Annotated in this window: 15 protein-coding genes; 7 read left to right on the plus strand and 8 right to left on the minus strand. The window is 36.3% G+C overall.

Features of this window, described 5'->3' with window-relative positions:
• Window positions 1-113: 113 nt before the first annotated feature.
• Entirely contained in the window at window positions 114-437 is a 324-nt protein-coding gene (locus K5G00_RS00005) for a DUF6249 domain-containing protein (protein WP_238763093.1), read from the minus strand.
• Between the two features lie 141 nt (window positions 438-578).
• Here K5G00_RS00005 and K5G00_RS00010 point away from each other — a divergent pair, with 141 nt between their 5' ends.
• Window positions 579-1,145 carry an RNA polymerase sigma factor gene (locus K5G00_RS00010; RefSeq protein WP_238763095.1) on the plus strand — a complete coding sequence of 189 codons (567 nt, stop codon included), beginning with the start codon at window positions 579-581 and terminating at the stop codon, window positions 1,143-1,145.
• Window positions 1,142-1,549: a hypothetical protein gene (locus K5G00_RS00015; protein ID WP_238763097.1), complete on the plus strand. Its 408-nt coding sequence runs from the start codon at window positions 1,142-1,144 to the stop codon at window positions 1,547-1,549. The genes K5G00_RS00010 and K5G00_RS00015 overlap by 4 nt, the downstream gene beginning before the upstream one ends.
• A 32-nt stretch (window positions 1,550-1,581) precedes the next feature.
• On the opposite strand, the gene K5G00_RS00020 is transcribed toward K5G00_RS00015, so the two are convergent.
• The 3 genes from K5G00_RS00020 to mqnB form a co-directional block, all read right to left on the minus strand.
• Window positions 1,582-2,262: a lysoplasmalogenase gene (locus K5G00_RS00020; RefSeq protein ID WP_238763099.1), complete on the minus strand. Its 681-nt coding sequence runs from the start codon at window positions 2,260-2,262 to the stop codon at window positions 1,582-1,584.
• 73 nt (window positions 2,263-2,335) lie between these two features.
• A complete protein-coding gene (gene rfaD / locus K5G00_RS00025) occupies window positions 2,336-3,301 on the minus strand; it encodes an ADP-glyceromanno-heptose 6-epimerase (protein ID WP_238763101.1) in 966 nt (321 codons plus the stop codon).
• A 187-nt stretch (window positions 3,302-3,488) separates the two neighbouring features.
• A complete protein-coding gene (gene mqnB, locus K5G00_RS00030) occupies window positions 3,489-4,175 on the minus strand; it encodes a futalosine hydrolase (protein ID WP_238763104.1) in 687 nt (228 codons plus the stop codon).
• 104 nt (window positions 4,176-4,279) lie between these two features.
• On the opposite strand from mqnB, the gene folE reads away from it, so the two are divergent.
• On the plus strand, window positions 4,280-4,903 hold the full coding sequence (gene folE / locus K5G00_RS00035; RefSeq protein WP_238763106.1) for a GTP cyclohydrolase I FolE: 624 nt from the start codon (window positions 4,280-4,282) through the stop codon (window positions 4,901-4,903).
• On the opposite strand, the gene K5G00_RS00040 is transcribed toward folE, so the two are convergent.
• Window positions 4,896-6,020, minus strand: a complete 1,125-nt coding sequence (locus tag K5G00_RS00040) for a lactonase family protein (protein ID WP_238763108.1) — start codon at window positions 6,018-6,020, stop codon at window positions 4,896-4,898. The genes folE and K5G00_RS00040 overlap by 8 nt on opposite strands.
• A gap of 102 nt (window positions 6,021-6,122) precedes the next feature.
• Between K5G00_RS00040 and K5G00_RS00045 the strand changes: the two genes are divergently transcribed.
• Together K5G00_RS00045 and K5G00_RS00050 are read left to right on the plus strand one after the other, a co-directional pair.
• On the plus strand, window positions 6,123-6,953 hold the full coding sequence (locus K5G00_RS00045; RefSeq protein ID WP_238763110.1) for an NHL repeat-containing protein: 831 nt from the start codon (window positions 6,123-6,125) through the stop codon (window positions 6,951-6,953).
• A 27-nt stretch (window positions 6,954-6,980) separates the two neighbouring features.
• Window positions 6,981-7,217, plus strand: coding sequence for a CDGSH iron-sulfur domain-containing protein (locus K5G00_RS00050; RefSeq protein ID WP_238763112.1), 237 nt, complete (start codon window positions 6,981-6,983; stop codon window positions 7,215-7,217).
• Window positions 7,218-7,239: 22 nt separating this feature from the next.
• Here the strand turns inward: K5G00_RS00050 and K5G00_RS29935 are convergent, their stop codons facing one another.
• Complete coding sequence (locus tag K5G00_RS29935) at window positions 7,240-7,989, minus strand: flavin reductase (protein WP_238763115.1); 750 nt, start codon at window positions 7,987-7,989, stop codon at window positions 7,240-7,242.
• 233 nt (window positions 7,990-8,222) lie between these two features.
• Here K5G00_RS29935 and K5G00_RS00060 point away from each other — a divergent pair, with 233 nt between their 5' ends.
• Window positions 8,223-9,302, plus strand: coding sequence for an alpha/beta hydrolase family protein (locus K5G00_RS00060; protein WP_238763117.1), 1,080 nt, complete (start codon window positions 8,223-8,225; stop codon window positions 9,300-9,302).
• Window positions 9,303-9,427: 125 nt separating this feature from the next.
• Window positions 9,428-10,792, plus strand: a complete 1,365-nt coding sequence (locus tag K5G00_RS00065; protein WP_238763119.1) for a sigma-54-dependent transcriptional regulator — start codon at window positions 9,428-9,430, stop codon at window positions 10,790-10,792.
• A 58-nt stretch (window positions 10,793-10,850) separates the two neighbouring features.
• Here K5G00_RS00065 and fabD read toward each other — a convergent pair whose 3' ends face one another.
• On the minus strand, window positions 10,851-11,738 hold the full coding sequence (fabD, locus tag K5G00_RS00070; RefSeq protein WP_238763121.1) for an ACP S-malonyltransferase: 888 nt from the start codon (window positions 11,736-11,738) through the stop codon (window positions 10,851-10,853).
• A 118-nt stretch (window positions 11,739-11,856) separates the two neighbouring features.
• Window positions 11,857-12,390 carry a DedA family protein gene (locus K5G00_RS00075; protein WP_238763123.1) on the minus strand — a complete coding sequence of 178 codons (534 nt, stop codon included), beginning with the start codon at window positions 12,388-12,390 and terminating at the stop codon, window positions 11,857-11,859.
• Between the last annotated feature and the right edge of the window lie 26 nt (window positions 12,391-12,416).

The raw sequence follows: 12,416 nt of genomic DNA on the forward strand, positions 1-12,416 counted from the left end.
CCCAAAAGGATTTTGTATTCGGGTAGGTATCTGAGAAATTTTTCAAATACTCAACTCTTCAAATACATAATCAGACTTTTGGGACAGCCTCTTTTCCTATATGTTTTTACAACTTACTCTTTCTTTAACAAAGCACTGGTTACAAGGTATGCAACAATTAACCCCAAACCTCCGCAAAACAGTATCATTGTAAAAAATGCTGCAACTTCGTCAATTACCCCTGACAAAGCGTAGCCGGTAATTACACCTACAGCAAGAGCAATCAAAAATATACCCCATTTTAACAATGCATATTTTGATTCCCCGCCCTTAAAAATACTGGCATCTGCCCCTTTATCAATTAAAGCCAAACGTTCTTTTGTTCTTGTAGTCCAGTACACATACAAAATGGCAAACAGTGCCAGAAAAAATCCTATTGGTACAAATATTCCTTCCATGATATTCAGTTTTTAAATGTTTATTTTTTCGTTTTCTGCCTTTTGGACGCAACTTTGTTTTTGCGGTTACACTTTTTTACAAAATTCTTTTTTTTGTAATTTTATTGTAACCGGAAAACTATTTTTTCGTCAAAGTGACAGATGGAAAGTAAAGACGATATTTACTATATTGAAAAAGTAAAAAACGGGCAAACCCAATATTACTCTTATATTGTTGAAAAATATAAGGATATTGTTTTTTCCATTGCACTAAAAGTTCTTAAAAATCGTGAAGATGCTGAAGAAATGGCACAGGAAAGTTTTATAAAAGCTTTTAAATCGTTGCATACCTTTAAAGGAAAAGCAAAGTTTTCTACCTGGATCTACCGAATTACTTATAATAATTGCATATCGGAGGTCAGGAAAAGGAAAATACATTTTGCTTCCACTGAAAGTATTGAAATTAAAGACGATGACAGTGATTTTAACCTTGACGGACTTCCCGAAGAAAACCGGGAAAAATACATAAAAGCTGCGTTGGAAAAACTTCCCGAAGATGAATATACACTTGTTTTACTTTACTATTTTGAAGACCATAGTATTGAGGAAATCAGCAAAGTGACTCGTCTTTCGGAAAGTAATGCAAAAGTAAAATTGTTCAGAGCAAGAAAAAAGCTTTATACAATTTTGAATGATATGTTAAAAGAAGAAATTTATACGATATTATGAAAACCTTTGAAGAAGATAAGAAATTGAAATCGGTATTAAAATCGGTAAAACTGGAGTCGCCCGGGAATGATTTTTCATTGAATGTGATGAACAGAATCTTCCATGAAGAATCTCTTCTTGAAAAGGCAAAACGGGAAAAGGTTCTTGGAAAAGGATTTTGGATAATACTGGCTTTATTTATTGCTCTCTTTGCTGCAATGTTTATATTTTCATCAGCAGGAGGTGATACCGGCGAACTTGGAAAATATATTCCTGGACTAAATACAAATACGGTTACTCAGGATTATGAAAATTTCTTTCAGAGAATAGGATCTGTGCCGCTAAGTATTGCCGGCATCCTTCTGGCATCTTCTTTTCTGGTATTTATTGACAGATTTCTAAGTTCAAAAATCAGAACATTATAAAATAGGGATTCCCGGTTTCCAGCCGGGATTTTTCATTCGTATTGTTTCAAAAGTCCGGTCATTATCAGATACTGTGCCCCGATGTAAGTCACCATTACAAAAATCCCTTCATAAGGAATTGTCACAAGAAACTTATTTATTGCAATCATGGTATCGGACAAAACAAATAAAACCGAACCGAAAAAAACCAAACTAAAACTGATAGGATGCCCATTCCCAAAACGGTTTAATGCCATCACCGACATCCCCAAAAGAGCAAGCATATAAACAAAGACAGCCACTCTCAAAATCGCATCCAACTGTTCAAATAGTAGAATATAAATTATAAGTCCGTAAGCGATATAAGCAATCAGCCAAAATGGTCGTTTCTTTAAAAAAGGCTTTTTACCTGAAAGATTGATTGTATGCAAAAACAGATTCATATATATAATTTGAGCTACCAGAAAAGCCGCCAAACCGAGAACAAAAAATAAGAATTTGTCGTTTCCGAACATCAGCAAAATATCGCCAAACCATGAAAACAAAAAAGCAAAAACTGCAAATTGCACCACTTTTCGGTCAACATTCCGGCTATAAAAAAGAAAAAATCCGGCAATCCAAACCATAATCAGAGGTTTGAAAATATAATCCAACTTCTCAAGCTGAAACAACTCTCCGGCCAGATCTCCGGCGACAATTAAAAAAAAGACGACATGAAGGAGAACTTTTCTCATTCTTAATATTTTCTATAAAAATAGAACTATTCGACTGAAATAAAAATAATGGAGTTTGAGAACAAATTGAAAATTAATAGCATGTGTCGGCCAGCAAATACTTCCCTACATAGTTTTCCACGCCTTCCTCCAACTCTGTAAATGGTTTTGTATATCCAATTTCCCTGAGTTTATGAATATCAGCTTCTGTGAAATACTGATATCTTCCCCGCAACTCAACAGGAGTGTCAATAAATGAAATTTCGGGGTTCAATTTCATGCTATTAAAAACAGAACGCGTTAAATCGAGGAAAGTGCGTGCATGCCCTGTTCCAACGTTATAAATTCCAGGATTTTCCTGTGTTTCCATAAAATGAATCATTACATCGGCAATATCATCTACATATACAAAATCGCGAAGTTGCTCACCATCTCTGTAATCTTTATGATGCGAACGGAACAACTTCATTTTCCCGGTTTCTTTAATCTTCTGATACGCATGCAATACAACAGAAGCCATCCGCTTTTTGTGATATTCGTTGGGCCCATAAACATTAAAAAATTTCATCCCTGCCCAGAAAGGAGGGGTATGTGTTTGTTTTAGCGCCCAAACGTCAAAATCGTGCTTCGACCATCCATATAAATTTAGCGGACGAAGATTAGGGATCCTTAAGTGTGAATCAGAAAAACCATCTTCACCGTTCCCATAAGTTGCGGCAGAAGAAGCATACAAAAGCGGCACCTGAATCTCTGCACATATATTCCAAAGCCGCTGCGAATAAATAACATTCAACTGTTGGTATAACTCAGGCTCCTGCCCCACTGTATCAGTTCTGGCTCCCAAATGGAATATAAAATCCACTTTTGACGAGTGTTTTATCAACCATTTGAAAAAATTATCACGGTCTATAAATTTCCGATACTTCTTGTGAAGAATATTTAAATCTTTTAGAGGGTCATCCATTCTATCAACCAAAATAAGGTCGTTATAACCTGCCTGATTGAGCTTCCCAACTAAATAACTACCGATAAATCCGGCTGCTCCTGTAATAACTATCATTTATCTAAGCGGTTTGTCTGGTACAGCAATTATCTCTGTTTTCTGAAATTTGGCTGTAATTAAAACTTACATTATTTGGGTTTATTGCCCAAATGTTTAGAAAATTCTAATTTTTTTTGTATTTCTCCGCGATAAAAAGTCTGACCAGAAAAATATCCTAAAGAAAACGTCCGCAAAATTAAAAAAATCAATGAACTGAAATAGTGACTTTCGTCAAAACTTCCAAAACTGATGTTTTCAGATTTTCCAGAGCAAGAGGTATATTCCAGTGAGCAACTTCCCGGGGTGCAACATAATTTGAGATAGCTCTTATTTCATAACACGGAATTCCGTACCAAATACAAACGTACAAAACCGCAGCTCCTTCCATTGACTCGATTTGAGCCGAAAATTTTTCTTTTAAAGCTGTTATACTCGAATTTTTTCCGTGGCTTTTATTTGTAGTAATTCCACGTACTTTATTAAGGTTCATCAACCCGTTGGATGGAGTTGCTTTTAAAATCCCATTTTCAAAAGGAAACTCATTGCCTTCCATAAATCCTGATTCAAAAAGAGTCAAAAACTGTTTCTTCTCCTCAACTCCGAGGTCGGCAAACTCTTCCGAAATTACATTTACAACCTCTCCTATTTTTAAATCGTTCGTAAAACTTGCTGCAACACCAATGTTCAACACCAAATGATAATTGGTTTTCTGCAATGTGGTTGTTAAATGAAAAGTAGTAAAGGTTGTTCCAATGCCGGCAATCAATACATCAATTCTATTTCCTGCCAGTTGATATTCATATAAAAAGTGAGTCTTCTCTGCTAAATAATCGAATTCATCGATTAATAATTTTACCTCCATCCAGGTAGCCGCAACAATTAAAATCTTCATAATTAAAAACTGGTAAAATTTTCCATTTACGAAAAGCGTACAACCTTTCTTACTGATTTTATGAAAAAAAGTTAATCTTTGTGTTAAATTTTTATTTATAAATTATGTGTTCGCCTAAAATTGATACTTCCAACGGGTACGAAAAAATTGAAAATTTTGATGAAACCCTCACCAAAGAGCTTTCAAAAAACTACAAGAATATACTTTCATTAATTGGTGAAGATATTTTTAGAGAAGGTTTGGATAAAACTCCGGAGCGAGTAGCAAAATCAATGCAGTTTTTGTTACAGGGATACAAAACCGATCCGGTTGAAATCCTAAAATCGGCGATGTTCAAAGAAGACTACCGACAAATGGTAATTGTAAAAGATATTGAAATATATTCTATGTGTGAGCACCATCTTTTACCTTTTTTTGGCAAAGCACATGTTGCATATATTCCCAACGGAACGATTACCGGCCTGAGTAAAATTGCGCGTGTTGTCGACGTTTTCTCACGCCGCTTACAAGTACAGGAACGGTTGACCTCGCAGATAAAAGACTGTATTCAGGATACGTTAAACCCCCTTGGAGTAGCTGTTGTAATTGAGGCACAACATCTTTGTATGCAAATGCGTGGAATTCAAAAACAGCATTCTATTACAACAACATCTGATTTTACGGGTGCATTTCAAAAAGAGGCAACCCGCGATGAATTCATTAAACTGATTAGCACAAAACTTAGTTAAGAAACTCCAAACAAACAGGTGCCGGAAGTTGAATTTGTTTTCCTGTAAATTCCGGAAATCCGGTTTCTTCATTTATTTTAAAAACAGTAATATTCCCGCTACGTTGGTTAGCTACCAACATAAATTTATTGTCAGGACTTAGCGTAAAGTTGCGTGGCCAGTTCCCTTCTACACCGACCGTTCCTTTGTATGTCAACTTCTGCGTTAAATTGTCAATCGCAAAAATAGTTACAGAATTGTGTCCCCGGTTTGAGCCATACAAAAAACGAGCGTCATTGGAGATGTGCACATCGGCACAATAACTTTCCGCTGTAAAATCACCAGGCAAAGAAGAAATATTCTGAACAACCTTCCATTCGCCATTTTGATTTTTCACAACAGAAACCGTTGAATTTAATTCATTAATAACATAGATTATTTCCCCATTCGGATGAAAATCAAAATGACGTGGTCCCGATCCCTCAGGTATTTTCACAAACTTCTGTTCTGTTTTTGTCAACTTTTCATTTTTTAGTAAAAAGATATCAAGCTGATCGGTTCCTAAATCGGCAGAAAAAACACTTGAGTCAAAAGGCGAGAATTTTATGGAATGCGCATGAGGCGAAGCTTGTCGTGATTTATCAGGACCTGAACCTTCATTTTGATTTACCGAGCAGGCTGGATTTACGGTCCCGTCCTGAGCCACCGGATACAGCGCTGTTGTTCCACTGGTGTAATTAGCAACGGCAACAAACTTACCATCCGCCGAAACATCCACATGACAAGGGTCTTTTCCATGCGAAATCTGTTTATTTAGAAATGAAATATCGCCATTTATCTCAATCTTATAAGCGTAAATATATCCCCCGCTTTTTTCAATCTTTTCGTTTGCCCTTCCGGCAACATAGATGTATTTTTTATCCGGCGATATCTTCAAAAAGGAGGGATCATCTATTGCCTTAAACGTTCTTTCGAGCTGAATATCTCCTGTTTTAGGATTAAAATTACAAAGATAAATTCCCTCTGCCCCTTCCGAAGTAAAAGTTCCAACATATAACTTTTCCCAACCTTCCGTATTCTGGGCAAACCCCGTTAAAGTAACACTAAACAGCAGTAAACAAAGAAGTAAGTTTTTCATTTTTGATTTTATTTTGCTGAAAACATTTTAATAAAAAAGTTTTCATTTGCGAAATGGTTTGAAACTTAGTAACTTTTGAGTTAAATATATAATGATTTAACCATGAAAGCAATTTTAATCATTTTCATCTTTATTTTTAGTCTTGGTATTTTTTCTTCCAAAGCAATAAGATTAGAAAAGGTTTGGGAAACAAAAGCGGACTTAAAAACTCCCGAATCAGTGTTGTATGATGCTGAAAGCGATGTTATTTATGTTGCGAATATTGATGGAGACCCTTTGGAAAAAGATGGAAATGGCTTTATCAGTATTTTAAATCCTGATGGAAGCGAAAAAGATTTATACTGGATAAAAAAATTAAATGCTCCTAAAGGGATGGCCATTTTTGACGGTAAATTATATGTATCAGACATCGATCAACTCATTGAGATAGATATAAAAAAAGGGAAAATCATAAAAAAATATGAAGCGGCAGGAGCCAAATTCTTAAATGACGTTGCAGTATGCATGAACGGGATGATTTTTGTATCGGACTCTGAAACAGCAAAAATTTATGTTTTAAACCACGGTGAGTTTAAAGTTTGGATGGTAGGAGAACCTTTCGTATCGCCCAATGGCTTATTTACTGAAAAAGGAAAACTATATGTTGGCGACACAGACATATACGAAGTTGACATCCTGACACAAAAGATTAATTCCGTTGTTGAAGATGCCGGTGGTGTTGACGGACTGGAAAAAAATAGTGATGGTGATTTTATATTCTCAAACTGGCCGGGGCGTATCTTTATCAATCAAAATGGAAAAACAATCAAACTTCTGGATTCAACAGCCCGGGAAATTAATACAGCTGATATTGATTTTGCATTAAAATATGAGTTAATTTTGGTACCTACATTTTATGACAATCATGTGGTAGCATATAAAATAATTAACTAAAAAAAGAACCTTTAAATTTGTTAAACTATGACAAAACCGAAAATTGCAGCAAAAAGTCCAATTCAAGTATCACTTGAGCCCGGAACACACTTCTGGTGTGCCTGCGGACAAAGTAACAACCAACCTTTCTGCGACGGCTCGCACAGGGGCACTGAGTTTACTCCTGTGATGTTCAAAATTGAAGAAAAACAAGATGCCTGGCTTTGCAGGTGTAAACAAACAGGAAATAAACCGTACTGCGACGGAACCCACAATTCTTTGTAATAAATAACAGAAATTAGTACTGTTAATCCTCTCTGAAGTAATCTTTAGACGCATTACAAATCGGACACTTGTAGTCATCGGGTAGATCTTCGAACGGAGTGCCGGGAGGAATTCCCATTGTTGGATCTCCTTCTTCGGGATCGTAGCGAAACCCGCAAATTGTACAAGTGAAAGTACTCATATTGTCCGAACCGGACTCTCTCTCAGGTTGCTTTTCTGGTTCTTCCTGTATTTCCGCTTTTGGTTCTTCTTCTCTGTCAAGCCGATCTCTTTCAACATAAGTGGGTGAATTTTTGGGTGACAGCATTTTGTACTTCTCGCGATAATACGCATAGGTCAACGGTTCTTCTCCTGAAAGGACATCACTATCCACAACCTCTCCAATAATTAATATATGAGAACCGACATCAACAGTATTAACGACCTTGCAATCAAACCAGGCAATACAGGAATCTGTTACAATTGGGGCTCCGGTTTTTGAAGTTTTGGTTTCTATGTTTCTGAATTTATCGATATCCGTACTCGACATAAAACCAAATTCACCTATCAACGTGGTATTTACTTCTTTTTTTAAAACCGATAACGAAAATTTCTTGCTGTTAATAATCTTATCAGTAGAGTTATTTTTTTTATGACTGCTAATGGCAATTTGTGAAGGACTTGAAGTTATCTGAAAAGCAGTATTTCCAATATATCCGTATTTTTTCCCTTCAAGCTCTGTAGCGATTAGATACAGTCCATATGACAACCTATGAAAAGCTTTGTATTTCATAATATTCTATTTGTTGGTTTATTTTAAAAATTCAATAAATCAATTTGAGTATTTCGCCTAGCGAACATTAACCGAACCAATAAAACATTTTAGTCGGCGTGTTTATTCACAAAATCGAAAACTTATCCAAATAACGAGATTTTTTTACATTTATAAAACTAATTCCTGAAATATGAAATTCGTCGGATAATATATATTTTTCGGAGATAAAACACGAAGTAATATCTAAAATTATGAAAAAATCAACACTGCTAGTTACACTTTTCACACTATGTGCATTATTTACGAATGCACAAAACACAGATTCTTTAAAAAAAGAAATTGAGCAACTGCAGAACTCAAATGAAAACATGGATCACCGGATAGATCAGTTGGCAAAAATGATTGATGACATTCTTTGGTCTAACAAAGTTGGTGATATTGCACATGTTGACAAACTTTATATCTATGGCCCTCCTAAATGGAAAGAAGAAAATCCAACAGCAAAAGGCGCCGGAAATCCGGTAAAATTCTGGACCTACGTTTTTATCCCGTCAAACATTGATTTATCAAAAAAATACCCTCTAATTGTTTTGCCACACGGTGGAGTTCATTCCGATTTCACAACTTATTATGCACACATAGTACGTGAATTAATTAGCGAGGGCTATGTAATTGTAGCTCCTGAATACAGGGGAAGTACGGGTTACGGAAAAGGTCATTATGAAAAAATAGACTACGGTGGGCTCGAAACCGAAGATGTATATTACAGCCGAAATTATATGATTGAGAATTACAGTTTCATCGATAAAAACCGGGTAGGAATTATTGGATGGAGCCATGGTGGTTTAATTACATTGATGAATATCTTTGATCATCCTGATGATTACCAGGTGGCCTTTGCAGGAGTCCCTGTCAGCGATCTGATCGCAAGGATGGGGTACCACAAGCAAAGTTATCGCGACTTATACGAGGCTGATTACCACATTGGGAAAAGTGCCAATGACAATGTACAGGAATACAGAAGAAGATCACCTGTATGGAACACTCATAAATTCGACGGAACACCATTATTGATTCACACCAACACCAACGATGATGATGTAAACGTTCTGGAAGTGGAACACCTCATCAAATCGTTAAAAGCTGAAGGAAAACCATTTGAATACAAAATCTTTAAAGATTTGCCGGGAGGACATTCGTTTGACAGAATGGATACTAAAATCGCGAAAAAGATAAGGTTAACAATCCACCAGCATCTTGCCAAATACCTAAAACCAGAAAATCCGATTAAAACATTGGAAGATTTACAAAAGGCTGCATACAAATTTTAATTGAAAAATTCCCAAAAACTAAAATTTTCTTCCAATAAGAGAAAAAAATAAGAAAAAATTCCTATTTTGAGACAGATTTACAAAATTTGCATTTGGAATAGTAGAAAACACCAAAATTTCACCACATGCCCAATCATAAAATAAACCACAATTACAAGATTTTTATTGTTGAAGACAACGAATTGTATGCACAAGTTTTAAAAAAACAACTGGTTAGCGATCAGTTTCAGGTTAAAGTATTTTATAACGGTAAGGATTGTATCGCAAATTTAGGTGAAAATCCCCACATCATTACCCTCGACTATACTTTGCCCGATATGACAGGACAAGAAGTTTTAAAACAAATACAACAAAAACTACCTGACACACATGTTATTGTAATCTCAGCCCAGGAAAATATAACTACAGCAATAGAACTGATGAAGAGCGGTGCTTACGATTACATTATGAAAGCGCCCGATACCCGGGAAAAGCTGAGCAACATCATAAAAAACATATACAAAAGCGACCAACTGAAGAATGAAAATATTCTTCTAAAAGATGCGGTGAAAGAAAAATACAATTTCAGAAAATTGATTAAAGGAAACAGCCGCGAGATCGATCATGTTTTTGACCTGATGGAAAAAGCCATTCAAACTCAAATATCCATTTCGGTTTCAGGTGAAACAGGCACAGGAAAGGAACTGGTGGCAAAAGGTATTCATTATAATTCCAAAAGAAGCACAAAACCTTTTGTAGCGGTTAATGTTTCGGCTATTCCTGAAACCCTTGTTGAAAGTGAACTTTTTGGACACGAAAAAGGCGCATTTACAGGTGCTGATTTTAGAAAAATAGGAAAATTTGAACAGGCAAATTCAGGAACTTTGTTTCTTGATGAAATTGCCGACCTGGACATCGCCATTCAGGCTAAATTATTGCGGGTAATCCAGGAACGCGAAGTTACCCGCTTAGGAGGAAGCGAAACCATCCCCCTGGACGTTAGAATAATAACAGCTACCCATAAAAACCTTTCTAACCTGGTGGGCGAAGGACAATTCAGACAGGATTTGTATTACCGCCTGCTGGGGCTGCCCATTGAACTTCCCCCATTAAGAGAACGCGGCAATGATATCATCCTCCTGGCAAAATATTTTGTTGATGAATTTTGCAAGGAAAATGAAATGGAGCCCAAATCGATTTCCGATGAAGCTAAAAAAATGCTACTGACGTACCACTTTCCCGGAAATATAAGGGAATTAAAAGCTGTTATGGAGTTGGCCTGTGTAATGACAAACCGCGATGTTATAAAACCAAGTCACTTAAATATGAATGTAGATGACAGCGTTCAGAATTTGCTCGCCAATGAAAAAACACTTGAAGAATATAACAATGAAATTATAAAACATTTTCTGAACAAATACAATCAAAATGTACGACTGGTAGCATCAAAACTTGGGATTGGAAAATCGACAATTTACAGAATGTTGCAAAAGAAAACACTGGTTACTTAAATAAAAAATCCCGGAAGAATTTCCGGGATTTTGCTTTCTATCTATTTCTTTTTCTTTCTTATCCTTCAAAGCTATTTACTCCTGATGTTTCCATCGCCCGGTCAACTTTTTTAACCAGACCTTGTAATACTTTTCCCGGCCCGATTTCAGTAAACGAAGTGGCGCCATCTGCAATCATATTCTGAACTGTTTGTGTCCAGCGAACCGGCGCAGTCAACTGAGCAATCAGGTTCTTTTTAACGGTATCCGGATCTGTCACAGGTTTTGCGTTTACATTCTGATAAACCGGACAAACAGGATTACTGAAAACAGTTGATTCAATTGCCGCCGCCAATTCTTCCCGGGCAGGCTCCATAAGTGGAGAATGAAAAGCTCCTCCAACTACTAATTTCAATGCTCTTTTCGCACCTTTTTCTGTCAAAATTTCACAAACTTTGTCAATACCCGCCATTGAGCCGGAAATTACCAACTGCCCCGGACAATTATAATTGGCCGGAACTACAACCTCTTCAATACTGCTGCAAACCTCTTCAACTACCTCATCATCCAATCCAACAATTGCGGCCATTGTTGAAGGCTCAATTTCACAGGCTTTTTGCATCGCCATCGCACGTTTTGAAACCAGTGTTAAACCATCTTCAAAACTTAATACACCATTGGCGACCAATGCTGAAAATTCACCCAATGAATGGCCTGCAACCATATCTGGAGAAAAATCTTTTAATGTTTTTGCCAGTAAAACCGAATGCAAAAATATAGCCGGTTGTGTTACTTTGGTTTGTTTCAGATCGTCAACCGAGCCTTCAAACATAATATTGGTAATATTAAAACCCAGAATTTCATTTGCTTTATCAAATAAAGCTTTTGCTTCTGCCGAATTTTCATACAAATCTTTTCCCATTCCCGGGTACTGTGCTCCCTGACCGGGAAAAACAAATGCCTTCATAATTCTATTTTTTAAATTCGGTGCAAATATAAAGCTTTTTCATTGGCCAGATAAAATTTGACATTCCCACACGAATCTTTCCTTCAAAATTAATCGGGAAAAACGGAGTCAGCAATGGCTAAAAAATCAAACTCAGAATTACATATTTCAGAATCAATCCTATCAAACTGAAAACAATCAAATCTCTTAATTTGTACTTCAGCATTCCTGCAACCAACGCAATAACAGGCGATGACAACGGGAATAAATTAAAAATAAAAATGGTTAGATTGCCATACTTCCGAATGTGTTTCTCAGCTTTTATGAGGCGTTTTTCGCCTACAAAATTGCGTATAAACTTTAAACTGAATGAATATCCAATCAGGTAGTCAATTAGTTGCGCGACAAAAGCAGTTCCCAAAGCAATTGCTATAAGTTTCGACTCTTCGTAAAATGAAAGATAATATACAAAAGCCGCTTCAACGGGCATCAGCAGAAAAAACAGGTAACCGGCAAAATGAACTGCTCCAAAAGAAAACATGCTGTCGCTTTTCCCTTCGTAAAATTCCTTCCCCACAGTAAAAGAAACAATAAGAACAGCTAGAATTATTGTAACACAAAAAATAATAATCTTTGAAAGTTTTACTTTCTTTTCGCCTGTACTGGAATTCATATAGTTTAGCTATACCGGATAATACA

The sequence above is a fragment of the Maribellus maritimus genome, from assembly GCF_022267315.1.
Taxonomy (GTDB): Bacteria; Bacteroidota; Bacteroidia; order Bacteroidales; family Prolixibacteraceae; genus Draconibacterium; species Draconibacterium maritimum.